This window comes from Streptomyces sp. NPDC031340 (genome assembly GCF_055569945.1).
On record NZ_JBVIIE010000002.1, the window covers coordinates 257319 to 283145 of the forward strand.

The window sequence follows — 25827 nt, forward strand, 5'->3', positions numbered from 1 at the left end:
GTGACGATCTTGCCGCCCGATCCCGACCTCACCGCGCTGCGCGTCGAACTCGCGCGCCTGCGGGGCGAGCGCGGCTGGACCTTCGACGAACTCGCCGACCGCAGCGGCCTGGCCCGCCGCACCCTGATCGACTTGGAGCACGGTCGCACCACCGGCAGTGTCACCACCTGGCACGCTCTCGCCCACGCCTTCGACGTCCCATCGAGCACCTGCTGGGCACCCTCTGCGACGACCACACCCCGCCCGGGGCGAAGGGCTCCTGACCCCGCCGAGCCCCGCCCATGAATCACCCGAACCGGCGAGCAGGCGCCGAACGGTCAAGCGGCAACTCGCATGCAGGTTCGCCCCGGATGGGCTGCCCGGGGGACGCGCCTCCGCCGTCCCCGCCGCTTCGGCGCGCCGCCTGGCACGGTCCGGTCCATGTGCCCCAACACCGCCTCCACCGGCCGCCACTGGGACGGCAGCCCCCGCACCACCCGCGCCCGCCGCCCGCTGCGGGTGGCTGCCACCAGCCCCAGCCGCCTGCTGCGCTGCGGGCAGAACGTCTGCTGCCGCCTGTGCGGCAACCGCATCGACGTCTACCTTTGCAGCGATCAGCGGACCATCGCCCTGCACCCCGACGAACTGGCTACCGCTCAGATCCCCGAGTCCTGCCGCTGGCACCTGAGCTGCGGCATCGCCCACCCCCACGCAGACGGCAGCGCCTGGTGCCGCATCCCGCACACCGTGCTGTGTCCCGGCCGCACCCCACCCGCAATCGTTCAGCTGAGCCCGCACATCGAGGCGGTGCGCCGCGAGCTCGCCGTCCGTTCCCGCCGCCTGGTCGACACCGGCGCCTTCACCCCGCCGGCCCCGCCCGACCCGGCCTGCGAGGAGCAGGCCGCCGACGCCCGCCGTCCCGCCCGGCCCGTGGTGCAACTCCTGCTGGGCCGCTATCTCGCCGACCGGCCGCTGGAGGAGATCCGGTGTGTGGCCCAGACACGCCAGCGCCGCCGCTGCCCCCAGCCCGTGCTCGCTGCTCACACGGCCGCAGGTCGCTGGACCCTGCTGCCCGCCGGCCCGCAGCGCGGCCAGTTGACCCTGCCCGCCACCCTGATGGCCGTCTACGACCTCAGCCGCCTGCCGTACGCGGAACGGCTGCGCTGGCGCACCCAGCGCTGCCCCGCCCACGCCGCAGCCCCCGGCGCTGCCGACCTCGCCCTGGCCGACTGGCAGGTCTTCGACCCCCTCCTGCACGCGGCGCACATCCACACCCGCCTCCCACACGCCGCGCCCAGCCACCAACGGGAGGCCTGACAGTGGCGCACCATGCCCTCGAAGTCACCCTGACGCGACCGCTCACACCGGCCGAACTCCACCACGCCGCCCAGGTGCTGCCGCTCGCGGCCAACCATGACGCCACCCGCCTGATGATCCTCGTGCGCGCCAAGAGCCCCGACCGGGCCGCGCACCGTCTGCGCCACCGTGTTGGGCCACGGCTACCAGTGGACGTGGTCACCACGCACTACCCGGACACCGACGGGCAAATCGTCCTCAACATTGCCTTCCCGCCCACTGCGCATGCCGCCATCTGCGACACCGCCCACCGCGCCGCACAGCCCCCGGAACTCTTCATCCGGCACGCCATCCACCGCGCCCTGGACCGGCACGACCGCGACGAAGCCGCACGCCTCGACCAGGCGATCCAGCAGCTGCTCGCCGACGCGACGCCCGCCCACCTGCTGGCGGCCGTCGGACGTGCCCTCACCCACATCCCCGGAGCCCCGCAGTGAATCCGACCGACGAACAGACCGCCGCGGCCGACGCCTTCCATGCCGGCGAGCACCTGGCTCTGCAGGCCGGCGCGGGCACCGGCAAGACCACCACCCTGGCCCTGCTCGCCCACACCACCCAGCGCCGCGGCCGCTACCTCGCCTACAACCGGGCCATCGCCCAGGACGCCACCAGGCGCTTCCCTGCCAACGTCTGGTGCAAGACCGCCCATGCGCTCGCCTATGCCGCCGTCGGTCACCGCTACACGGGCCGGCTGAACGCGCCGCGCCGTCCGGCCTGGCAGACCGGACAGGCCCTCGGCATCACCAAAACCCTCCCCATCGGCGAGCGCGACCTCTCCCCGAAAGCCCTGTCCTACGCCACCCTGCGCACCGTGGCCCGCTTCTGCCACACCGCCGATGAGGCGATCACCCGCCACCACGTGCCGCACCTGCGCGGCCTGGAAGACCGCGACCTGCACAGCCAACTCGCCGCCCACATCGTGCCCTTCGCCAAGAAGGCCTGGACCGACCTGCAGCACCCGGACGACGGCGCGGTCCGCTTCGACCACGACCACTACCTGAAGATCTGGGCCCTCAGTCAGCCAAGGATCGACGCCGACTTCCTCCTGCTGGACGAGGCCCAGGACACCAACCCCGTCGTCGAACAGGTCTTCCTCGCTCAGCGTGGGCACGCCCAGCTGGTCATGGTCGGCGACTCCGCGCAGGCCATCTACCAGTGGCGGGGCGCCAAGGACGTCATGACCGGCTTCGACGGCACCCAGCTTGCCCTGTCGCGGTCCTTCCGCTTCGGCCCGCTGCTGGCCGAAGAGGCCAACCGCTGGCTGCACATCGCCGGCGCCCCCCTCCGCCTCACAGGCACCGATGCGGTGCCCACCGAACTCGGTCCCCTCACCCGGCCCGACGCGGTGCTGTGCAGGACCAACGTCGGGGCCATGGCCCAGGCGATGGACCTGCTGGCCGCCGGACACCGGGTCGGGCTGGCCGGGGGAGGAGACAGCCTGCGCGCTCTGGCCCAGGCCGCCCGTGACCTGAAGGACGGCCGCCACACCACCCACCCCGAACTGCTCCTGTTCCCCTCCTGGGGCGAACTGCAGGACTACGCCGCCCACGACCCGGCCGGACGTGACCTGCAGCCGTTCGTCGACCTGGTCGACACCCACGGCACGGACGCGATCCTGGCTGCGGTCGCCCAACTCGTCCCCGAACAGCAGGCCGAAGTCACCGTTTCCACCGCCCACAAGGCCAAGGGACGCGAATGGGCCAGAGTGAAAATCGCCGACGACTTCACCCCGCCCCAAGGCAGCGACCAGCAGGATGACAACGGCCGCCCGGTGCCCGGTCCCATCGATGACGGCGAGGCCCGCCTCGCCTACGTCGCCGTCACCCGTACCCGCCACCGGCTCGACATCGGCGGCCTGTCCTGGATTCATGACCATCCGGACGGCTCCCCTGGGTGACCAACGCGCATCGAGCCAGCGCCTTCACGGTTGCGGGTGCCACCGTGGTCGTCGTGGGACGACCGACCTACCTGTGGGCCGGGGTGCCTGTGTCGAAGTCACGCGGCGACGCGATGCAGTGCGAGTTTGGCCAGCATGACCTGGTTGGCTTCCCAGCCGTCGGGGAATTTGGCGGGCACGGACAGATGCACGGGGTCGGTCGAGGGGTGGCTGTCCAGGAGGTCGGCGATTCCTTCGCGGGTGACGACGATGCATGCCTGCCGGTGGCGGGAGGCGAGGACACACAGTCGTCCGGCTTCCAGGTGGAAGGCTGTGGCGTCCCGGCGGCCGGACAGCGGGTGCACGACGATGACGACTTCGAACTCGCGGCCCTGCAGCCGGTTCGCGGTGTCCACCGCCACGCCTGGCGCGTTGGGGTTGCCTGTGCGGGCCAGCGCGGTCCGGACCAAGTCGGCCTGGTCGCGGTGAGCGACGCCGATGGCGATGTCGCCGGGTTCCAGGGGCCGCCCGCCCGGGTGGCGTTCGCAGGTGGCGACCGCTCCGCGGCCCAGCAGCCGACCGGCGAGGTCGGCGGCGGTCTGGAGGGTCTCGGTGTCGGTTCGCGGGACGTGGCGGCGGGGCAGTTCGTGCAGTGCCCAGCCGGTGGTGAAGGCCTCCGCGAGGGTTTCGTCCAGGTCGGTGCGGGCGAGTCCGGCGGTGCGGAACTCCAGGGCACGCGTGTCGTCGCCGGTTCCGGAGGTGAAGGGGGTGAACGGGTAGAACGCCTGGGCGATGGTGGGTGCGGCCGAGAGCGGCAGGCGCCAGGACACCGGCAGCCGGTGTACGGGGATGTTCTGGTTGTGCTGCAGCATTACGCTGACGCCGTTCTGCGTGGGGTCGTGCGGCAGCCCGATCCAGCGCTCGGTACCGACGATCGTGAATGGGTCCAACTGGCCCGGGTCGCCGACGAACAGGCCTTGATCGAAGCGTTCGACGATCTGCAGCAGCATGTCCGAACGCATCTGGTAGGCCTCGTCCAGGATCGCCCAGCCGAACGTGGCGTCGCGGACGGTGGCCCACTTGGCTGCGGTGGCGACGATGATCCGGCAGCCGGCCAGGTCGGCCAGGGTGCGGCCGACGGTTGTGTTCGTCAGGGCATTCAGGACCGGCGGCGGGTTGTAGCCGGTGGCACTCAGCCGTCCGACGGCGATGCCGGGGTGCTCCTTTGCCAGACGTACGACCAGGTCGTCGACCTGGTTGTTGGTCTGGGCGACGACGATCGGGCGCTCGCCGCCTTCGGTGAGTTCCTGGGCGGCGCGGACCACCAGAGTGCTCTTGCCAGCGCCGGGCGGGGAGTCGACGACCACGGCCCTGTGACGCCCGTCGGCCATGTCTGTGAGGATCGCCTCGGTGGCAGCGGCAGCGGCCGTTGCAGGGTTGGGTGCGGCTGGTTCGGGCGTCGCGCTGGTGTCAGTCCTCATTGCCCCACTCCTCTGCGGCGGCGTCCTCGGGTATGACGGAGTCGGTGCCGCTCTCGTCGGCGGCACTGTGTGTCCACGGGGTGGCGTCGGAGGCCGGGAACTGCGGCGCTGGGCGCCATCCCGGATCGGGTAGGTAAGCGATGCGCTCGCCCAGTTCCGGGACGGTGCCCTGCTGCGGCACGCGGCTGCGTCCCATGCCGCCGGTGATCTCCACCGTGACCCGTGTGGTGCCGCCGTCGGAGAGGACGGAGACGATCATGGCTTTGTGTCCGGCCGGCAGGGACGGGCTGATCAGCTTGGTGTCGGCGGCCAGGCGCACGGGATCTTCGGTGCGGACGGTGACGCGGGGCCGCGGCACACGTCTGTTTTTGTCCGTGGTGACCACCCGGCCGGGGTCGGCCTCCACGACCGTCCCGGCGAACGCCTCCCCGGCGCTGCGCCGATCGGCCAGCACGAACCGATCGTCGAACGCCATGTCGGACTCGAATTCGGCCAGCGCGTGCTCCAGCCAGCCCAGCCGCCGGGCCGCACCGATCGCGTTGTCCCGTTTGCGCTGCGGAAGGCCGTCGGAGTCCCGGTAGTCGGAGTACTTAGTGAAGGCCTTGCAGTCGCCTTCGAAGCGCTTGGCGGTCCGCGGTGCCTCGGGCACGGAGCGCAGCAGTGATATGGCCTGCCACACCATGCGCCAGGTGGGCTGGATCTGTCCCGCGATCAATTCCCGCAGTTCGGTCTCGGCGGCGGCCAGCGCATGCGGGTCGCCGAGGGTGTGGGCCGTGTCGAACCTTCTGATCGCCGGGGCCAGGTCGCGGTTGTCGAACTCGGGGGAGGTTGACGGGCCCGCCGGCGGGCACACGTCCGGGTTCTCGGCATCGGCCATGGCCTGCTCGACGCTCAGGCCCGGCGGGGGAGCGATCCAGGCCATCAGGGAGGCGAGGTTCTGATCCTCGAGCGTGCTCTGGCCGGTCGCCCAGTGCTCGGTGAGCATTGCGGTGACGGGCAGCAGCGTGGAGGTGCCGGCCTGCTCGGCCCTGTCGACCAGGAACGTCAGCCACATGCCGAACTCCGGTACGACGTCCGGCACCGCGTAGGGACCGGACGTCGCGCGGAAGCGGCACATGCGGCCCAGGTCGGCCAGGGCTTTGACGCCGCCGGCGTTGGGCACCAGGATCTGAGGCGCGTCGGTGTACCGGGAACGCTCGCCTTCCCCGCGGCGGTCCTGGCGGAAGGAGTCGATGTAGTTCATCACGATCCGGCCGAGGTCGGCGGCGAACGCGAACCGCTGGTCGCGGTTGCGGGGCTGGGCCACGACGAGCAGGGTTCCGTTCCTCTTGGCGGAGCCGACCATGGCGGCCAGGGGAGCCCCGGCCTCTCCGGCCATGGCCAGCGGGACGATCACCAGTGGCCGGCCCGAGAGGTGCCGGTGCCGGAACTCGGTCCGGGGCACCGCCTGCATCGTCTCCATCGCCTGCACGTGTGCCAGCGCCGACAGCGTGCTCATGCCGCACCCCCGAGGTCTTCCAGTTCTGCGCGCAGCCGTGCGGCGTGCCGTAGGGCCGCGGCTATCTCCACCTGGTCCTCGCTCGGTGTCAGTTCTCCGCGCGCCAGTCCCATGACCATGGTCGTGGTGTCGATGCCGCCGAACTGCTCGCGCACTGTCGGCCCGAGGACATCCAGCGAGGCTTCCGCTCGGGCACGGGAGCGGCAGTAGAACGCCATCTCGCAGTGGTTCAGGCAGTCCGGTCGGTACGTCACGAGGACCTGATCCAGTGCCTCGGTCAGCTCCTCGGCCGGGCGCCGGGGCTGCTTGTTCTTGTCAGGGGTGGGGTCGAGATCGAAGGTGAGGTCCTCGGGGAGCAGGTCCACCAGGTCTCCGATGCGCTCGATGCGGGACAGCTGACGGGTCAGAGCGGCCACCTGCTTGCGGGCGTCGACGAACGCGCCGGTCGGCCGGTTGGTGAAGTCCTTCGGCGCGACCAGCACGATCGTGTCGGAGACGGCCTCCTCGCCGATGCCGGCCCGCCCGAGCAGGTCGCGCAGCGCGATGATGTACGCGCATGCCTGTGTGGTCGCCGCCCGTACCTGCGTGGAGTCTGCCTGGTCGTCGATGATCGGGAAGCTCTTGATCTCCACGACGTGGAAGCGTCCGTCGATGCGGAGGGCGACCAGGTCGGGCTCCAGGTACACCTTGTGCCCGCCGATCAGCAGGCGCAGCATCGGGTGGTCGAACAAGGTGGCGTCGCCCTCGCCCCGGGCGGCCCGCAGCAGGACCTCTTCGGTGCGCTCGTGGCGCTGCTTGGAGCGGCCGTCGCCGCCGACGTCGTTCAGGTCCTCGTAGCCCACCTCCGGCAGTGTCAGCTCCAGGGTCTCGCGCAGGACGCGCAGGAGCTCCGCGCAGCCGTTGTCTTTCACCATCGCCTCGAAGGCGTTGCCGCGGGTGATGGCGAAGGAGGACTGGCCGAAGGACGGGGGATGGCCGATGTGTGTGGCGATCGCGGCCTTGTCGGAGCCGGAGGCGTCCAGCAGGGCCCGCAGCGTGCAGCGCGGGTTGTTCTCCAGGGCCGCCAGCGACCTGGCGTTGTAGTCCAGGCGCTTCGCGGATCCGCGCAGTGCGTCGAGGCGGTCGTCGACTGGGTTTTTCACGGTCTCGTAGATCCTTGCGGAGGAGAAAGGGCTGCGGGGAGACGGGAGTCAGGCGCGGGCCGACCGCAGATGCGTGACGCCCTGCAGGGGCGCGCCGAACAGCTGTCCGTCGTCCCCGAGGGACTTACGGGCTCGCCGTGCGGCTGCCGCCCGGGTGGCGCGGTCGGTGCCGGTATGCACGTCCAGCTCGGCCTGGGCGGCGCCGATCACCTGCTGGGGTTCCAGCGCGCCCTCGTGACCGGAGGCGTTCCTCGGCATGGCGTCGGGGATGTTGACGGCGAAGCGCCACAGCAGGCGCAGGGCCTCCGGGCTGGGCCCGTCCGGTGTGGACTCGGCTGCGGTGTGCACCGCTTCGGCGATGCTGATCGCGCTGGTGAGGAAGTCCACGCGCGGTGACAGCGGGCCGATGATGCGCTGTTCCAGCGTCCAGGTGCTGATGGTGATCAGTGCCCGCACCGGTGTCAGCAGGTCGTGCGCCAGTGCCGGGCACAGGTAGTACGGGCGGGCACCCGGACTGGAGCGGTAGGAACGCTCCTCGTCCCGGCGCAGGCTGGAGAGCTTGGACGCGGACAGCTCTCCCGGGAAGAACGCCTCGTGCACGCCGACGATCAGTTTGGGGGCGGCCGGGGTCCCGAGCAGCATCAGGGCGCGGTGGACGTGTTCGCGCGCCGGGAGCTGCGCCCCCCGGGCGGCAGGGGCTGCTTCCGGGGCGGGGCGGGGCGGCGCGGCCGCCGGTTCGTCGGCGTCGATGAGGGCGTCCCAGGCCCGCTCGGCGCGGCGCAGCTGCATCCGCAGCTCGCCGGCACGCTCGGTGTCACCGGCGGCGGAGGCGTCGCGGATCGCGCGGCGCAGGGTGCCGATGCTCTTCTCCAGGGCGTCCAGCGGATCACTCATGGCCCAGACGCTACCAGACTTCCAGAGTTTTCCAGACTTCTTCCTGAGATTGTGTGTACAGTCGTTGCCACCGAACCTCCGACCCGCGGCGGCGCAGCCCGCGTCGGCCTGCAGACCGTCCTCCTGGAGGCACCCCGTGACGGGACGCGTATTCCATACCTCCGACTGGCACCTGGGTCGCCAGATCGGCCGCCACCACCGACGCGACGGCGAGTTCGACGCCGTCCTGGACGAGATCGTCGAGATCGCCGCCGACTTCGCCCCCGACCTGATCGTGCACAGCGGTGACTTGTTCGACGGCCCCAGGCCGAGCCTGGACGACATGCGGCGCGCCGCGCAGGCGCTGCGCCGCCTCGGTGCGATCGCGCCCGTGGTCGTCGTCGCCGGCAACCACGACACCCCCTACGTCCTGGCGTTCCTGGAGTTCGTCCTGAACGACATGGGCACCCGCGAAGGAGACCAGGTCCGGGTGCGCTTTGCTACCGACGCCCGCCCCGACGGGCTGCTCGTCGCCGAATACCCCACCAAGGACGGGGAGTTGACGCTGCGCATCGGCGCGCTGCCGTACCTGCATCCCAACCGGTTCACCTACGACTTCGCCGACCCCGCCCTGACCACCGCGACCTACGCCGAGCGGATGCGCACCGTCCAAGCCGACGTCTACCGCCGCCTGACCGCCGGCCGCGGTGCCCGGGACGTCCTGGTCTTCGCCGCCCACCTGTTTATCGAAGGGGCCACCCCTTCCTACTCGGAGCGGCGTATCTCCTTGAGTGCTGAGTACGCGGCCGCAGCCGGGGACCTGCCCGACGTCGCCTACGGCGCCCTCGGCCACATTCACAAGCCGCAGCCCGTCGGCCGTGCCGGGTTCCCCGCCTACTACGCCGGCAGCCCGCTGCAGATGGACTTCGGCGAGAGCGGCGACACCAAGAGTGTCGTACTCGCCGAGGTCGGCCCGGGCGCCAACCCGCGCATCGAACTCGTACCCCTGACCTCCGGCCGCCGCCTGATCCGCCTGGAAGGCACTCTGGAAGAGATCGTGCAGCGCGCCGGCCGCGTCGGAGACGCCTGGGTGAAAGCGGTGGTGAACGTCGAGGCCTCCAGTGCGTTCCTGCCGGAGACTCTCGCCAGGATGCTGCCGAAGGCGACGATCGTTGACATCGAGGAGCGCCGCCCCGGGGTAGCCGGCCGCGTGCTGGACCGGGAGGCCTCCGCCGGGGAATTGCCCGACATCAAGGACCTGCTGTGCGACTACCTGCCCGGCCGTGGCACGACCGGCCCAGCCCTGGACCGCGTCATGGCCGCCTTCGCCCACCTGCAAGCCGAACCGGATCCCGAAGATCCCGCACCGTGCTGCGAGGAGACACTGCTGGCCGCGGCCATCGCAGGCCTGTCCCTTGACGGCGTCGACCGCTCGGGTCTGTTGGCCGACGGCACCGGATCGGAGGCGGCGCGATGAGACCGCTGGCGCTTTCCCTCACCGGATTCCGCAGCTACCCCACCCCGGTCACCGTCGAGTTCACCGGCAGGAGCCTGGTCGCAGTCCTCGGCGACACGGGCGCCGGCAAGAGCAGCCTGCTGGACGCCATCACCTTCGCCTTGTTCCGCAAGAGTTCCTGGGATGCCAAAGAACCCCGGCAGCTCATCGCGGACGGCGCGCAGGCCATGAGCGTCGAGCTCACCTTCCTGCACGACGGGCAGCGCTGGCACGTACACCGCACCATGCACGCCACCAACGCGAACGCAGGCCGGCACCACCTCAAAAACCTGGATACCGGCGAGGAGATCGACAACGCCAGCGCCGTCGATGCCCGCATCAGAACGGTGCTGCAGATGAGCTACGACACGTTCCTGCGTGTCGGGCTGCTCCCTCAGGGCAAGTTCGACCAGCTCCTCACCGCCGCCCCCAGGGAGCGAAGCGAGCGGCTGCGGGAACTGTTCGGCGCCGAATCACTGGAGTCCGTCCAGCAGATGGCCGCCCGCCACTGCCTGACGCTCAAGGGACTGCTGGGCGATGCCAGGGTCAAACGCGCCGTCATGCCGGAGGACCCCGAGCAGGCCGCGGCAGAAGCCGGCAAGGCCGCCGACGCAGCCGCAGCCCGTGCCGAACGCCTGAACACCGCCATCGACCGCATCACAGCGCTGCAGGAGGAAACCACCGCAGCGCGTGCCGTCGCCGAAGCAGCCGCCACCGCCGCCCGGACCCTGTCCGCGCGCACGGTGACCGACGCCCATACTGTCCTTGACGAACTCGAGCCCGTCGCCGCCGCCATCGCCTCACGACGGGACACCCTGGACCAGCGCGCCGCCCAGGCCGCGACCCGGGAAGATGAACTGACCGCAGCGATCACGGCAGCCGACACAGGCGGAGAAGGACGGGACGCCCTCGGCAAAGCCGCCGTGGTCCTGGAGACCCTCGCGGAGCGCGCCGAGGAACACCGTGGCGAACGCGACCGGCTTGCCGCACTCACCGAACAACTCGCCAACGAAAGCGCCGCCATCGTCGCAACCGAAGCGGAGCTGACCAAGCGCGCCGACCACGCCAAACCCCTGGCAGAGGCAGCCCGTGCCGCCGCGGAGGCGAGCCAAGAGATCCGCACGTGCGCCACCACTGTCCGTACACTGATCACCGCTGCCATCTCGGCCGTCCGCCGCGTCGCCGACACCGCCAGCGATCAAGCCGCCGCAGTGGCCAAACGCGACGTTGTTCGCGAGGATGTCGGCCCGCTGCAAGCGGAATCAGCCACAGCCGAGAAAGACGTCACGAACGCCGAGACGCATCTGGAGACGCTCCAGCTGCGGGACAAGGCTGCCGCGATCGCCGCCGAACTCCATCCCGGCGGCGACTGTCTCGTGTGCCGGCGGAAGCTTCCGGCCGACTTCGAACCCGCATCCGAGACCGGTACGGCCGAGCTGGCCGCCGCGAGAGAGCAGCTGCGCGAGGCGAAGGCCTCACGTGACAAGGCCGCCGGCCGACTCGCCGAAGCCCGCGCCGCCGTGACCGCGGCCGAGGAGGCCGTGTCCGAACGCGGGAGGGAGCATCAAAGCACTCAGCACAAGGCACAAGACGCCACAGCAAACGCAGTGCGCGCCTTCGCGGACCTCGCGGCCCTGGCCGCCGCAACCAAGGCAGACTTCGACGCCGAATCAGCTGCTGCGACGCTGACCGCGGCCGCAGCAGCCCTGGCCGTGCCGGCCGCCAGCGCCGCACACCTGGAGCAATCCTCCGAGCGGTACACAGCGCCGATCACTGACGCCGTCACCGCATGCGAACAGGCAGCCGCCGCGCACGCCGAACGGCTGCAGAGCGACGTGCATGGCCGCACCGCCGTGATCGAAGCAGAACGCAAGGCGCTGGCAGGGCGCAGGAGTTCGCATCAGCGCGACCTCGATGACGCCGCGGCAGCCTCCGAGCGGCACGCCCGCGCCGTGGTCCGGATGGCCGCCGAGGTCCGCGCGCTGCCTGTCCGCATCCAGGCGATGCTGCCGGGCGAAGCGATCGATGTGAGCGCAGATGACGCGGCTGCCGCTGCCGCTGCCGTAGCCGCCCGCCTGACCGAAATCCAGGGGCTGTTCGATGAGAGGGAAACGCAGCGGTCGCACAAGGACGCGGTCCTCGACCTGCAGCGCGCCCTCGACCAGGAGAACCGCACTGCCGTGGAACGGCCGCTGAACGAGCTGCGCGGCGCCCTAGACGTGTGGGCTCAGGCCGTCGCACAGGCGATCACGCATCTGGGCGCCGCCGACCCGTATCAGATGCCGCAAGCCCCCGCTGAGCCGGGAATCGCCGAGATCCGCCAGTTCACCGCCGACCTGTCGAAGACCGCCTCGAGGCTGGGCGACAAGCTCGCCGAGGTGTCCGCAGCCGGCGCTGCCCGCGCTGCCGCCGCGCTGACCGGGCTCGGCGAGCACGCCGCCGCGCTCGCCGATGTCGACGGCTTCGACCCCGCGGCCGACCTGACGGCACCGCAGGTGTTGCACCCTCTCGTCGCCGCGGCTACGACAGCAGCCAGAGAGGCCGAGGACCAGCACAGGAAGCAGCGTGAGGCACAGGTTCTGATCAAGCCAGCCGCTGACTTGGACTTTGCGATAGCCGCCGGGGAGGCCCGCTATGAGGCGCTGGACGTGCTGCGCCGCGAACTGGTCGACGCCAAGTTCCTCGGCCACCTCACCACGCTGCGCACTCGTGCGCTGCTCGGCGTCGCCAGCGACCTGCTCGGGCAGATGACCGACATGCGATTCGGCTTCGCCGACAGCTTCGACATCGTCAGCCGCAGCTCCGGAGTTGTCCACCAGCCGAACCGGCTGTCCGGCGGGGAGAAGTTCCTGGCGTCGCTCGCCCTGGCTTTGGCGCTCGCCGAAGTGCACGCCCGCAGCGGGCCGAGTCTCGGCTCACTGTTCCTCGACGAAGGCTTCGCAGCCCTCGACACCACCGCACTGGACTCCGCCCTGGAGGTGCTGCGCGCCCAGGCCGACGGCGACCGCCTCGTCATGGTGATCAGTCATCTGCACGCCGTCGCCGAGGCCGTTGATGACGTGCTGTGGGTGCGGCGGAACGCTGCTGGATCCTCCGCGCGCTGGCTGACACCGGACCAACGGGACGAGCTGGTGCAGGCAGATCTAGCCAGCGGCCTGCAGAAACTGGCCCAATAGTGGTTTCGATGGGTCCGGCCAATCCGATAGTTACATACGTTCGCACTCCAGCCCGGCGATACCCAACGGCACCCTTCACCCTGATCATCGCGACTGCGCTGAACGGGGTGGGAAGGAAACTGCATGTCTGAAGCGTGGGTCCGCGGCCGCGACACCCTGGGTCTGGCCACACGGGTGAAGGCACTCGCGGTCGCCGATCCGGTCCTCGACCTGGAACGCCGCAAGCCATTACTTACCTCGCGAGACTGGAGCGGCTACCAGATGGAGGAACTGGCGCTCACCGCCATCGACACCGTCACGCTGAAGATGGACTTCGAGGACGGTGCGCGTCACGAGGACGTCGTGAGCGCAGTGGCGCGCGTCGCAGGACTTCAGATACCGGACCGTGACAACGACGAACACGCCGACGTGGCCCGCTGGGTCCTCGACAGCCTGCTGAACGTCGGGACAGTCGACCGCGACTTCAGCCACGTCTACGGCATCGCCTCAGACGGTACGTACGCCTCGCACCGCTTCTCCTTCAAGTTGCTGCGCGAAGTCGCCGGACACGATGGACGGCCACGGCTTCGTGCCTCCAACGAGGCGATCGCGGTGCTGGTCGGCGCGGTGGACATCGACATCGCTTCCGAACAGGTCGCCGCCGACGCCAAGCTGGAAGCCCTGGTGAGACGTGGACGGCTGACGGACGCCCATCGCGCTGCGGAGATGGCGCTGCGCCGCACCGTGCAGTACGCCGAGTACATCCGCACACGGCTGGAGGGGATGCGCCGGGATATCCGCTCGGTGGACTGGGACCGTGACGTGCAGCGCCTGCAGACCGAAGCGCTGGAACACATCGAGGACCGCATCAGCGCCGAGAGCACCATCAAGGACAACCTGGTCCGGATGATGGAGAACAGTACCGAGGACGCCACTCCGGCCCAGGCCGCCGAGTTGATCGCGATCCTCGAGGAATGCCTACGCAGGCACGCGGCACTGCAAGCGAACCTGCAGGAGGTCGGCGACCGGTTCCGGGCCGAGCAGGAACGCCAGACCTTCGTGCCGCCCCCGAGCCGGTCCCACGTCGACCTCGAGCACCAGCTGCTGGAGCCGGCCTTGGAGCTGCCGATACGACAGGCATATCCGCTGCTGGACGGGTTCGTTACAGCGGCGACGCCGCCTCGCCGCCCCGCGATCGTCTACCTCCCCGACCTGATCGCTGGCCTGATGACGCTGCCGGCCGAGCAGGATGACGACGACAGTCTGATCATCGACCCCGAGTTCGCCAGCGCCGAAGACGTCTCTGCGTTCCGCGACGAGCAGTACACGGCCGTCGGCTCGCTGCTGGAGCATGCCGACGCCGAGGGCGTCCGCCTGTCCGAGCTTTTGCACGCAGCACGCCGTCATACCGCGAAGGCTGCTCGGGACAACCTCGATCATCTGCTCGCCCTGCACGTGCTGGGCTTGTTCGGAGCGCCACGCCCCGACCCCGAGCACGGCACGATGCTGGCCGCACTGGCAGACGACAGCGAGCTGGACGACGAGGTGTTCGCCGGAGACGACCTGCTGGTATTCCGCATCCCGGCGGCCGCTGCCCCATCGACCGAGAACGCCTGAAGGAGGCCGTGGCGTGCACGACGTCAACGACATGGCCGCAGTGAGCCGGCTGCTTGCTTTCGGCTTCCAGGCGGGGTTGACGCCCCGTCGCAACGTCGAGTACGCCGCGCTTGTGGGCCGCTGCCGTACCGATCCGGCGTTCGCGCAACTGCTGCACGCCGCCGCGCGTGGTTTCGACCTGACGGTCATCGCGGTCGACCCGCGGGCCGGGCTGGTGCTCGGGGCGACCGCCGAAACACAGTTCGCGGTCAGCGTCGCCGACCACATCAGCAAGCCCGCCGACCGGCCGATCGCGGCGCTGGCCCACCTGGCCATAGCCGCCCTCGCCTACTACCGGCCCGAAGACCTGGACGACGAAGCCCACATCGGCCGCGTCACGGTCCGTCACGTCGACGCGATGGTCGAGCAGGCTGCCAAGGAGCTGGAGCGCCGGGCCGCCGAAACCGACACGGACGATGGAGTTCCGGTCGACCACCCGGACCTCATCCAGCTGTGGCGCTACTACCAGCGGCGCAACCCGGTGGCCTTCACTGAGGACGACCGAGCCCACTCCAAGAGCCGGCACGCGATCATCAAGCGGGTCGCCGAGTACCTCGCGGACCACGGGATGCTGCGGCGCGCGGGCAGGGAGAACGGCGGCACCTACACCACCACGGCCCGGTACCAGATCCAGGTGCGGGAGTTGGCCGGACAGCAGATGCTCGGCGAACTGGCCGCGCTCGGGGTCACGGTGGATTTGGACGGCAAGCCCTCGTTCAGCAGCCCGGAGGCCGAATCCGCTGATACGGCCGACACCGTGGCATCCCCGTCTCTGCCGCCAGCTGACCAGGAGCCTGATCCCAACAATGTATGAGCTCAACCGCGTCCGCCTGTACAACATCGGCCCGACCGGGGCCCGCTATGACGACGTCCTGCTGGATCTGTCCAACGGCGGCCCCCCTATCCCAACCAGCACTCTGATCCCCTCGGCCGGCCAGCTGTTTAGGCGTCCGGCGCTGGCGACACTGCTCGTCTTGGAGAACGGAGGCGGAAAGTCCGTATTCATTCGGATGCTGCTGTCCACGGTGCTGCCCGACCGGCAGTCCCGTAAAGGCCGTGAGGCGCTGCGCGCCTACGTGGTGTCCGCGGCGGCCCCGTCACATGTGGTCCTGGAATGGGTCAATGTCCGCACCGGTGAGACGTTGGTGACCGGACAGGTGCTGGCCCCAACCACGGACGACAGGGTCGAGCGGCTGTTCTACTCGCTCAACCCCAACGCAGTCACGACCCTGGCCGCGCTGCCGTTTGCCGAGGGCCGGCGGCGGCTGCCGATGAACTCCTTTCACGATGCGCTCAAACGGCTGGACGCTGCCGACAAGGCGCTGCACGTGGAGATCGAGAAACGGCAGGGCGAGTGGGAGAACCACTTGCGGCGGCTCGGCCTGGAGCCAGATCTCTTCGCGGTCCAGCAGGCGATGAACGTCGACGAGGGGGACGCGGCCGAGGCGTTCAAGACCACCACCGGCCGACGGTTCGTGGAGTGGCTGCTGAGCAAGGCGCTGGACGCCGAGAACTTCACTGAGCTGGGCAGCGCCTTCGGGGCCTATGCCAGGAACATCGGGCGGCGCGAACAACTGCTGCTGGACCGCGACTTCTCCACAGCAACGGCGACAGCCACCCAGCGCCTTGCCTTACGGCACACCGAGCAGATTGCCGCAGCCAAGGCGGCCCAGAACGCCGCGACGGCGTTGGCACAGCTCGCGGCAGCGGTGCAGGAGTCTGTCCAGCGCTCGGAGGACGTGCTGCGCAAGCACCGTGAAGACCGGTTGACCGCGAAGACGAACGCAGCAGGGCGCCAACAGCTTCGCGAGCAGGCCGACCTGCTCCTCAAGGAGGTGCGGCGCAGAACCCTCCTCCTTCGCTGCGACGGAGCGCGTGCCGAAGCCAAGGAGACCGAGAACCGGCTTGCCGGCGAGCGCACGGAGCTGGCCGCCTGGGCGCTCGTCCCCAAGGTGCTGAAAGCTGCCGCCGCGCACGAAAAGTACCAGGTCGCCAGCGAGCTGCTGGATGCCGCTGAACAGGCCGCAGGTGCAGCCCGGCTACGTCGCGATAAGGCCGGGGCTCGGTTCGCAGGTGCCCTCCAGAGCGCCGGTCAGCAGTGCGCGACGCAGGCCGAGGCCCTCGACCACAAGAGCGCCAAGGACAAGTCGGACGCGGCCGAGGCCGACCGCCGCGCTGGGCAGGACGAACGAGAGGCCACCTCGCATACCGTCCGTGCCGAGCTGCTGGCCAAACAGGTCAAGGACGTGGACTCCCGCGTGAAGGAGGCGCGGGACCACGGCATCCTTGAGGAAGGCGAATCCGTTCCCGGAGCCGAAGCCCGCCTGCGCAACAAGGCCGACGAAAGCAAGATCAAGGCGACGCGGGAACGCGACGCCCACAAGCAACTCGAGCTGGAAGCCCGCCGGCTCGACCAGGCCGCGCAACAGCTGATCGAACCCGAGGTGAAGGCCCGGCAGGCAGCCGAGGCCGCAGTACGGGCGGTCGAGGACACAGGAATCGCCGCCGGGGCACTCGCCGCCCAGACGCTGCTGCGCGAACTCGCCGAACTCGACGGCGACGATGATGTCCCCGGCGGCGACCCCGCGCTGTGGTTGGAAGACAACGCATCCGCGCTCTGTAACCTGGCCACCGCGGCGCAGGCATCGGCCGGGGACCGGCTGGACGCGTTGACCGCCGACAACCGGGCCGATCAGCGACTGATCGAGGCCCTCACCGTCGACGACGAAGCGCTCATGCCACCGCGTCAGGCCGTCGAGAACCTGCTCGGACTGCTGGCAGACCACGAGATCACCGCGACCTCGGGCTGGCGGGCACTGGAACAGCTGGTGAACCCTCGCCTGCACGCCGAGGCCATCCAAGCCCATCCCGCGCTGGTCGACGGCATCGTGGTGGCCGACCAGGAAGCCTTGGAAAAAGCACGGACGGCACTGACCGAGGCACAACTGCTGCCAGCGGCGGCAGTGCTCGTCACCACCGCCGAGTCGTTGCAGACAGCACCGAACGAACCCAGCATCGGGTTCGTCGTGGAGCCGACACCCGCTCTGCACGATCCGACAGCCGCCGCTGGCCTGCGGAAGCAGGCCGAAGCCCGCATCGAAAACCGCAGACACACCCTCCACGAACTCGCCGAACGCCGGACAGCGGCCTTCCAGCTGGGCAACCGGCTCGACACTTGGCTGCACGACCACCCGAAAGGTCACACCGACCGGCTGCGCTCCGCCGCGGAAACAGCGTCAACCGCAGCCGCCGAGGCCAAGCTCGCACTCGATGCCGCCCGCGACGCCTACGCCCAGGCCGTGGACACCCTCGACGAGCATGCCATCGTTGCTGCAGATGCTGAGGAGGCCGCAGCCGACGCTACCCGTATCGCCGACTTCGTCGGGCGGCTCGCGGCCGATGTCGCCGCAGCCGACAAGAACCGTGCCGAGATCGGCACACTCGAAGCGGAAGCCGAAGGACATCACGCGGCAGCCCAGGAGTGCCGCGGCGAAGCCGAGCGACTGCGCAACCGAGCCACCGAATACGCGGTGCAAGCCGAGTCACTCCGCCGTGACGCCGCCTCATACGCCGACCGGCTCAAAAAAGTCATCTACGGGAATCAGTCACTTAGCCACGATCAGGGCGAATTCGACCTGGCTGCGTTGGACATTTCCTATCAGGAAGCGGCGGAGGGCTTCCATGCCGTGGAAGTCGGCGAGGACCTGCGCCGGCGCGTCGACCAGGCGCAGAAGGAAGCATCGGATCTTGACGCCGAACTACTCGACGAACCGGCCAACGTCCTGGTCCGGGCCCAAGCGCTGGCCTCCTCTCCGCAGGCGGGCAGCACCGAAACCATCGAGGCCACAAAACGGCGACTCGGCCGCGCCGTGAAAACGCTGGAGGCCGAGCACAGCAGGCGCAGCGAGCGGAGCGGCCAACTGCAAGCGGAAGCAGCCGCCGCCGGCCAGCGAAACGGGATGCCCTGGTCCAGCCTGGATGCCGACTGGACGCCATCGAACCCCGCCGAAGGCACAATGCTCACCGAACGGGCAGCCGCCGCGCTGAAGGACGCCGAGGCCCTGCTCAAGTCAGCCTCTGAGACGCAACAGACCGCCGAGCGCAACCTCCACCAGGCCGAAGCTGCGGCTCGCGAGATGACAGTCGTCCACCGCGGCCTTGCTTCCGCCGTCCGCAAACTGGAGCTGCCGTCCGGTTCCGCACCGTTCGTGGGAACCGCCGACGAAGCGCAGCAGGCTGCCGATACGGCGACTGAGACATACGGCACGGCGTCCGACCAGCTGCACGAAGCAAACCAGGCCGTGGACGATGCCGTTCTCGAATTCCGTGAAACCGCTAACCACAACCGGTTCGGCAAGCTCAAGGCGCCGATCTACAAGCAGCTCACCGAGATCGACAAAACGTCGCTGATCCAGCGCGCCGACCAGTGGACGGTCCAGCTGATGGGGCGGACCGCGAGCCTGACCACCGACCTGGAGAGCTCCGAACGTCACCGGAAACTGCTGATCGACCAGCTCAAGCACCACACCGGCGAGGCGCTGTCCCTGCTGGAGAAGGCCGAACGGCTTTCCCGCCTCCCCGAAGGCGCCGGAGTGTGGGCCGGACGCAGGATCCTGAAGATCGGATTCAATAAGCCAGAGCCGCAGGTCCTCGCCGTACGGATCGCCGAGACCCTGGACGAGAACGCCCGCGCTCAGCCGAGGCTCCCCGGCCGTGACCTCCTTCTGCGCTGTGTCGGAGCCGCGGTACCACGTGACTTCAAGGTGGAGATCCTCAAGCCCGACTCCGCAGGCCGCGCCGACTACGCGTCAATCAGCGAGATGGGCAAGGTGTTCTCCGGCGGCCAGGAACTCACCGGCGCGATCATGCTGTACTGCACCCTTGCCGCACTACGCAGCAGTACACGAACCGGAGCCCGCAGCACCAGCCGCCTGGGCGGGATGCTGATCCTGGACAACCCGATCGGCAAGGCCAGCGCCGACTACCTGCTGAGCTTGCAGATGAACATGGCCGCCGCGCTCGGCGTCCAGCTGATCTACACCACCGGGAACATGGAGGACCGGGTGCTGGCCACGTTCCCCCTATGCATCCGGCTGCGCAACGACGCCGACCAGCGCACCGGGATACGGCACCTGCACGTCACCGATCGCCTCGCAAACGAGACGATGCCGGACGAGGACCATGGCACCCACCGAGTCTCCGCCGCACGGCTGCTGGTGAAACCACGCGACCCCGAAACCACGCCCCGCGTCGGCGAGGAGACACAGCAGGAGAGCTACAGCGAGATGGACGACGACTGATGAGCGACGACCCAGGCGCCGAGGAAGCCGAGTGGCAACCCTTGTCGGAATCGGCGGCCTGCCTGGCGGCAACCCTGAGCTCGATGACGCAACGCCGTGTCGAACAGGCCACGATCTTTGCAGCTTTCGACCAGGCATGCCCCGGGACGGCCGGCACCACACAAGGCCGTCCCGTCCTCTCCGCGCTACTCGATGAGCTCGCTGACCATCACCTGGTTGAATTGCCGCGAAGCCGTGACGGGTGGGACGACGCACAGCCGCCGCTGCCGCGCTGGCTCCGTCTGCCGGTACCGCTCAAGCCAGAGTCCAAATCCGCGCGCACGTCGACACCAGCCGTCTGGCGTCGCGAGCTTTCCTGGGCGAGCGCCGACAAGTTGACCACCACTCAGATCGATGTCCTCAAGACGATCAATCGATGGCTGCGCGACACCGACGGCGACGATGACCGGCGGACCATCGTCCCCATGCGCGAGCGCTCCCTGGAGATCTTCGGTGATGAGAAGCGCCTTGACGCGCTCGCCGCCACCACCTTGTTCGCGCCCGGCCGCCTCACCCTGGCCACACTCTTCGCCGAGCGGATCCCGCCGCCACTGGCCTACGAACGCGTTGGTGAGGGTGACACCGTCCTGGTGATCGAGAACAGCGACACCTTTGAAACCGTCAGCACACTGCTGGCGGGCGACGGCGGGCGAGTTGGCTGGGTTGCGTTCGGCGGCGGCCACGCCTTCGAGGCTTCAATCGCCCGAATCGCGAGGCTGGACGGCGTCACGGACATCGCCTACTACGGCGATCTTGATGATGACGGACTGACAATCCCGCAGCGGGCCAACGTGTCCAGCGCAACACTGGGACTCCCGCCGGTCCGTCCCGCCGTCGGCCTCTACCGGCTCCTTCTCCGACACAACGCCCGAGGACCGGCCCCGAAGCGAGTTGAACCTCTCGTCGCCGAACGACGCGTTTCCTGGTTGCCTAAAACCGCCCGTCGCCCGGTAGCTGACATCCTCGTCGCCGGGAATCGGCTGGCCCAGGAGGCTACTGGAACCGTGCTGCTACGACGCGACCATTCCTGGCGCAAGGATCTGTGATGAGCGAGTCCTTCTACGCATCCCTGGGTCCTGATCGGCGGCAGCGGGGTGGGCTCAGGCACGCCGTCACCGTACGAGACGCTCAGGCTGCCCCTTCTCACCGAGAAGGGGCAGCCGATGTCAGTGGCACGGCGTAGGTTCAGTATCCGGATTCGCTCATGTGGGCGATCCCGGGGGTGGCCGGCGCTCATTGTCAGTGGCCGCAGGTACAGTGCCCCCTCGCGATCGGAGGGGCTGCTTCCTGCGCGTTGCGCATAGCGAACTCGCGGCAAAAACCCCCAATTTGACCACCGCTCAGGCGTGCTGCCCGTCACCCTTAGAGTGTGATATGCGCCACAATGGCGGCGGGTAAGCCGTGCGACACCCTCAATGAGCTGCATCCTTGCCGGTTTCTGTAGCGGGTGCATCCTGCCCACGATGTAATCCGCAGGTGCACTTTGCGCTCCAGTCAAGGCAAGATGGGGGCGTTGCCGCGCCTTGATGTGCCTTGCATCACATCTGCCCGTGTGGGCTTGCGTACGGGCCGGTAACCGCATTCGGACACAGGGAAGGCCCCACCCGCTGCCTGCAAGCTCTGGGTGAGGCCCTCCTGATACAGCACACAGCCGACTGCTGCGTGGCCCCGGCCGTCAGGCCGGGGCCATTCGCGTTACCAGGGCCAGTGATCCGACATGATCTTGTAGATCGTGTAGATCGGCCCCAGCCAGCGGACCAGCCGGTACGTCTGGTCTCGCCTGCTGCAGCAGCGGCAGTGTCCCTCCGGCACGTCGTTCATCGCCATCGGGTCAATCACCGCCCTTTCCATGGGCCCACGACCGTCGTGGACACCCGGGTGGCGCGCGAGAGTCTCGGACCCGGGGGCGTGACTGATAGCTAGGCAGATTACCTTCACGCTCCGCCATCCGGGTGCCATGAACTCTCGGCCTCGTACGGCAGGTTGGGTACGGAGCGTGACCGCGGCGCGGGCAAGGGACAGGTGGTCTACACATACTGACCGGACGGGCCCTCTTAGCTGCGGCGCCTTCTGACGGTACGTCTGATGCCGGGTGGCAGTTCCCGTTCCACACGTTGCCTATCTCACACAGGAAGCGCGCGCACCGGATGAACGTGCGCCCCCTCAAAGCCGTGGAGACTCAGCTCTTCACTGGCTATCAACAGGCAACGAGGCCTTGAAAGTTGGTTCAGATCTTGCCGGAAGTAGTCCGCAGATCTCGGCTGGTCTCGCAAGAAGGTCGCAGAGTTCCTTCGAATCGTCGAAGGTGACCGTTCTTGACGCAGGGGACTTCCATGAAAGACCACCCGAACTGTCAGGGAGGAGCGAAGGACTTCGAAGTAAAACCCGTTCGACAGGACTCTGGCACACCGCCGCGGTGGGGGAGTACGTACGAGGGGCGTTCAGATGATGGTCGAGCCGTAGAGGACGCCTACGGTGTGCGCCGTCTTGCGACAACTCTGCCGAAAGCAAAGCCACAGCCTGAACAAGGCCCGCGTCAGAAGGAGACTCGAGTAAATCTGCGAGCGTCGACCACTCGGGGCAGACCGATGAGTTCGAGATGTCTCGTCCAACACAGCCGCCGTCGAAGGGCAGAATGCGGAGGGGGCAACGAGCGGTGCGGTCGACGGCCAGCCCTCATGGCGCGACGAGTGACGAGGACGTTCGGTGATGTTTCCGCGGTTCAACCAGCTTCGGCAGCCCGTGCCCGCATCCGACGCTCGGGATGAGGCCCAGATGCTTTTCTCGCGCTACCGGGATCTCGACGCGATGGGTCACGAGCCGGTCAAGCGGGGCAAAGCCTTCAACAGCTTCCTGGCGTCGCTGCTGCGGTCAGGCGGTCTCGAAGCGCACGCAGATCAACGGGGTTTGGACGGTCGCGACGAGATCGATGTCGCCTTCTCCTTTGAGCAGCGTCACTTCATCCTCGAAGCCAAGTGGCAGGCTGAAAAGGTCAATGACGACGCGCTGGAGAAGCTTCGCGGGCGCCTGAACGTCCGTCTGCCGGGCACGATCGGCTTCTTCGTCTCCATGAGCGGCTATACCGAATACGCGCTGGAGAAGGCCAAGTTCTTCACGGGCGTCGTCCTGCTTGACAGACGTCACGTCGAGGCCCTGGTGACGGGGCTGCTCACGGTCCCGCAGCTTGTGAGCCGAATTCTGTCCTGGGCCAACCGCCGCGGCGGCTCCTACCCGCCACTCGACGAGCTGCTGCTGGCCGCGCCCTCGGCCGGCATAGACAACTGGTCCCCGCCAGAGGCGGCGCCAGCCGTCGCCTACCAGGCGACGGGCGTCAGCGTTGCTGCAGTCCTGGCCGCCTCGCCGGGCACCGCACTCACCGGTATCACAGCCCATGGCGACACCCTGCTGCTCACCACGGGCGACGGCGTCCTTCGATTGGACCCGGCGACGGGCGAAACCCGGTGGGCGCTCACTCTCCCGGGGAGCCGGGAATCAGCGCTTCGGACCACGACAGGCACGGCAGTGCTGTGCGGTGCGGCCGTCGTCACCTCCGCCGGCAGCGCCGGGATCACACCTGTGGCAGGCCCGTTCCCCAACCTGGCACGCCTCCTGACCACCCCCTCCGGTGCCTGCTGGGTGTTCGCCACCACCGGGCCGCCTGGCTACGGCGGCCGTCATACGCTCACTCGCCTCGCCCGCCGGCCCACCGAACAGCAGGAACACGCCATCGACTTCGTAGGCAAGATCGACAACATGGTGCTGCTGTCCGACAGCCGGCTCTACCTTGTCGGCGGATCCCGCGCTGGAGTCCTCGGCATCCAACAGGTGATGGCCTTTCCCGAACAGGACTGGAAGCGGGCCGCACCACTCAGCGAGATCACTGCTCTTCTGCCCTGGGGCGCCCACACGGTGCTCTCCGCCGGCCGGGCCTCGGGCGGAACCGCCGTCGAGGTGTACAGCACCGATCTGCGCACCCACGAACACACACTGATGGTCTCCATCCCTGGCCAGCACGCCGTCGGCCTCGCCCCGGGGAAGGATGGAATGGCAAACCTGATCGTGGACGTGTGGCTACCCGGCTCGGCACTTCCGAGACCGGTGCTGTTTTCGCTGCGCATCCCAGGAAGAGGGGAGTAACTCGCCAGGGCTCCGCGTCGGAGCGGCCGGACCGCCCATTTCCCGAGCCACCCAGGCGTACGGGCCGGTACAACAAGGGCAGACAACTGAGCACACTGATTCCGGCTTTGTGCTGAGACCGCTGCCGTATCGTCCATCACGATGAGCACTATGGACGCCCGTGAGCCCAAGCGTGTCCCCTGGGCACGGCACTGCTATCTCCCCGGAGTGAACGAGCAGGACCTTCCCCGCGCGGATGGTGCAGGGGATCCTCGCCTCCTGGAAGATCTGCGTGATGTGCCGGTGCTGGTCCTGATGGCCGAGCGGGGCAGCGGCAAGACCGATGTCCTCGAGGCGGAGGCGCAGGCGCTGAAAGATGAGGGGCTGGAGGCCTGCCTACTTGACCTCGGGGACCTGGCGGAAGAGCCGGACCTGGCGGCCGCACTGGCACAGCAGGCACAGCCGCCGTCCGACGGCAGTGTCTGGTACGTACTGCTGGACAGCTACGACGAGACCCTGTCCAAGACCAGCCGGCCCTACTGGCACCTGCAGAAGTGGTGGAAGGCACTGCCCGCGCCAGCCCGCGACGGCCTGCGGCTTCGGATCGCCACCCGCCCCGGGCTCACCGCGGCGGGCTCACCGCTGCGGCAGACGCTCACACAGACCTGGGGCACCGACGACGTCCAGTTCCGCGAACTCGCCCGCCTGGACGACAATGCCGTTGCCACCGCGGCCCAGCACTTCGGTCTCGACCCAGGGACCTTTGCGGTTACGGTGCGACGCCGAGGACTGCAGCCGCTGGTCTCTTTGCCGGTGACCCTCCTGGAACTGCTCCGGGATGCAGTCGAGGGACAGGACCTGCCGGCGACCGCCACTGAGGCGTACGCGCGCAGTTGCGACCGCTGGTGCCACGAGACCAACGACGAACGCGGGGCCCCGAAAGACGGCGAAGTCAAGGCGCTGCTCGCTGCCGCCGAGCAGGCCGCTGCGGCCCTTCACCTGTGCACCGTCCACCCGGTGCTCACCACCCGCCCGGACGCCCGTCCGGCCGAGGGGCTGCGCGTCAGCGATCTGGCCGACGGCCCCGAAGCTGGCGCACGGGTCACCGAGACGGCGCTGCGCGGCCTGATGCACACCGGACTGATGTCCTGGATCGACCACCACCGCGGAAAGTTCGCCCTGCGCAGCGTCCAGGAGTTCCTCGCCTCTCAATACCTGCGCCACCACCACGTCCCGCCCGCCACCCTGCAGGCGCTGCTCATCACCGGACAGGGCCCGGCCCGCCACGCGGTCACCGCAGTGCGCGATCTCGCCAGCTGGGTCGCCACCTGGGACGACATCGTCTTCGACGACCTGCTCGCCCACGACCCGCACGTCCTGCTCGGCACCGACCTGGCCGCCCGCCGCGATCCCGACACCGACCGCGCGCGCCTGGTCGAGGCCCTTCTCTACCGGGTCGGCGCGGAGCGCAACGGCAATCTCGCCTCCCACGGTCCACTCCTGTACCGCCTCGACCACCCTGGTCTGCCCGAGCAGCTGACACCCCACCTGAGTGTGCCGAGTGTGGATCACGAATATCCCCGCCTGGGCGCCGCCCTCCTCATCATCCAAGCGGCCAATCCTCAACACCGTCCCGTTGAGCACCTGCTGCGGCTGGCCGAAGACCACACCGTGCGGCCAGGATGGCGGGCGGCGGCCCTGCGCTGCCTGCCCCACGAGTTCACCCCGCACCAGCAGCAAAAGATCCGGGCCCTGGCAGTGCCAGCCGAAGACCACACCGTGCGGCCAGGATGGCGGGCGGCGGCCCTGCGCTGCCTGCCCCACGAGTTCACCCCGCACCAGCAGCAAAAGATCCGGGCCA

At 69.0% G+C, this 25827-nt stretch carries 16 protein-coding genes and 1 pseudogene; 12 read left to right on the forward strand and 5 right to left on the reverse strand.

All coding sequences use genetic code 11. The annotated features are described in order from the left end of the window. From ACZ5GT_RS02570 to ACZ5GT_RS02585, 4 genes and pseudogenes are all read left to right on the forward strand, one after another. Window positions 1–263: pseudogene (locus tag ACZ5GT_RS02570) on the forward strand (helix-turn-helix transcriptional regulator). Window positions 264–420: 157 nt separating this feature from the next. Then, window positions 421–1296, forward strand: a complete 876-nt coding sequence (locus ACZ5GT_RS02575; RefSeq protein WP_469013070.1) for a DUF6083 domain-containing protein — start codon at window positions 421–423, stop codon at window positions 1294–1296. Then, window positions 1293–1772, forward strand: a complete 480-nt coding sequence (locus ACZ5GT_RS02580) for a hypothetical protein (RefSeq protein WP_450328857.1) — start codon at window positions 1293–1295, stop codon at window positions 1770–1772. The genes ACZ5GT_RS02575 and ACZ5GT_RS02580 overlap by 4 nt, the downstream gene beginning before the upstream one ends. After that, entirely contained in the window at window positions 1769–3232 is a 1464-nt protein-coding gene (locus ACZ5GT_RS02585; protein ID WP_469013073.1) for a UvrD-helicase domain-containing protein, read from the forward strand. Before ACZ5GT_RS02580 ends, ACZ5GT_RS02585 begins: the two co-directional genes overlap by 4 nt. 98 nt (window positions 3233–3330) lie before the next feature. Here ACZ5GT_RS02585 and ACZ5GT_RS02590 read toward each other — a convergent pair whose 3' ends face one another. The 4 genes from ACZ5GT_RS02590 to ACZ5GT_RS02605 are packed head-to-tail and all read right to left on the reverse strand — an operon-like array spanning window position 3331 to window position 8226. After that, a complete protein-coding gene (locus tag ACZ5GT_RS02590; RefSeq protein ID WP_037751206.1) occupies window positions 3331–4692 on the reverse strand; it encodes an AAA domain-containing protein in 1362 nt (453 codons plus the stop codon). Next, window positions 4682–6190, reverse strand: a complete 1509-nt coding sequence (locus ACZ5GT_RS02595) for a hypothetical protein (RefSeq protein ID WP_469013080.1) — start codon at window positions 6188–6190, stop codon at window positions 4682–4684. Before ACZ5GT_RS02595 ends, ACZ5GT_RS02590 begins: the two co-directional genes overlap by 11 nt. After that, the gene (locus tag ACZ5GT_RS02600) at window positions 6187–7332 is read right to left on the reverse strand and encodes a hypothetical protein (RefSeq protein WP_450328849.1); all 1146 of its coding nucleotides are present in this window, start codon (window positions 7330–7332) and stop codon (window positions 6187–6189) included. The genes ACZ5GT_RS02595 and ACZ5GT_RS02600 overlap by 4 nt, the downstream gene beginning before the upstream one ends. Before the next feature lie 48 nt (window positions 7333–7380). Further along, window positions 7381–8226, reverse strand: a complete 846-nt coding sequence (locus tag ACZ5GT_RS02605; protein ID WP_125510606.1) for a hypothetical protein — start codon at window positions 8224–8226, stop codon at window positions 7381–7383. A gap of 136 nt (window positions 8227–8362) precedes the next feature. On the opposite strand from ACZ5GT_RS02605, the gene ACZ5GT_RS02610 reads away from it, so the two are divergent. The 6 genes from ACZ5GT_RS02610 (at window position 8363) to ACZ5GT_RS02635 (ending at window position 20896) form a co-directional block, all read left to right on the forward strand. Next, window positions 8363–9682, forward strand: a complete 1320-nt coding sequence (locus tag ACZ5GT_RS02610) for a metallophosphoesterase family protein (RefSeq protein ID WP_037751211.1) — start codon at window positions 8363–8365, stop codon at window positions 9680–9682. Beyond that, window positions 9679–12876 (forward strand): AAA family ATPase, encoded by a 3198-nt coding sequence (locus ACZ5GT_RS02615; protein WP_469013092.1) that lies wholly within the window; start codon window positions 9679–9681, stop codon window positions 12874–12876. Before ACZ5GT_RS02610 ends, ACZ5GT_RS02615 begins: the two co-directional genes overlap by 4 nt. Before the next feature lie 123 nt (window positions 12877–12999). Continuing rightward, entirely contained in the window at window positions 13000–14472 is a 1473-nt protein-coding gene (locus tag ACZ5GT_RS02620; protein WP_385147493.1) for a hypothetical protein, read from the forward strand. Between the two features lie 13 nt (window positions 14473–14485). Then, on the forward strand, window positions 14486–15325 hold the full coding sequence (locus tag ACZ5GT_RS02625) for a hypothetical protein (RefSeq protein ID WP_469013095.1): 840 nt from the start codon (window positions 14486–14488) through the stop codon (window positions 15323–15325). Then, on the forward strand, window positions 15318–19811 hold the full coding sequence (locus ACZ5GT_RS02630; protein WP_469013100.1) for a coiled-coil domain-containing protein: 4494 nt from the start codon (window positions 15318–15320) through the stop codon (window positions 19809–19811). Before ACZ5GT_RS02625 ends, ACZ5GT_RS02630 begins: the two co-directional genes overlap by 8 nt. Beyond that, the gene (locus tag ACZ5GT_RS02635) at window positions 19811–20896 is read left to right on the forward strand and encodes a Wadjet anti-phage system protein JetD domain-containing protein (RefSeq protein WP_469013104.1); all 1086 of its coding nucleotides are present in this window, start codon (window positions 19811–19813) and stop codon (window positions 20894–20896) included. The genes ACZ5GT_RS02630 and ACZ5GT_RS02635 overlap by 1 nt, the downstream gene beginning before the upstream one ends. Window positions 20897–21545: 649 nt before the next feature. On the opposite strand, the gene ACZ5GT_RS02640 is transcribed toward ACZ5GT_RS02635, so the two are convergent. Beyond that, entirely contained in the window at window positions 21546–21689 is a 144-nt protein-coding gene (locus ACZ5GT_RS02640; RefSeq protein WP_469013107.1) for a hypothetical protein, read from the reverse strand. A gap of 936 nt (window positions 21690–22625) precedes the next feature. On the opposite strand from ACZ5GT_RS02640, the gene ACZ5GT_RS02645 reads away from it, so the two are divergent. Together ACZ5GT_RS02645 and ACZ5GT_RS02650 are read left to right on the forward strand one after the other, a co-directional pair. Next, a complete protein-coding gene (locus tag ACZ5GT_RS02645; RefSeq protein ID WP_469013109.1) occupies window positions 22626–23987 on the forward strand; it encodes a restriction endonuclease in 1362 nt (453 codons plus the stop codon). Between the two features lie 207 nt (window positions 23988–24194). Next, window positions 24195–25827, forward strand: a 1633-nt coding sequence (locus ACZ5GT_RS02650; RefSeq protein WP_469013112.1) for a hypothetical protein, incomplete at its 3' end; no start/stop codon positions are given.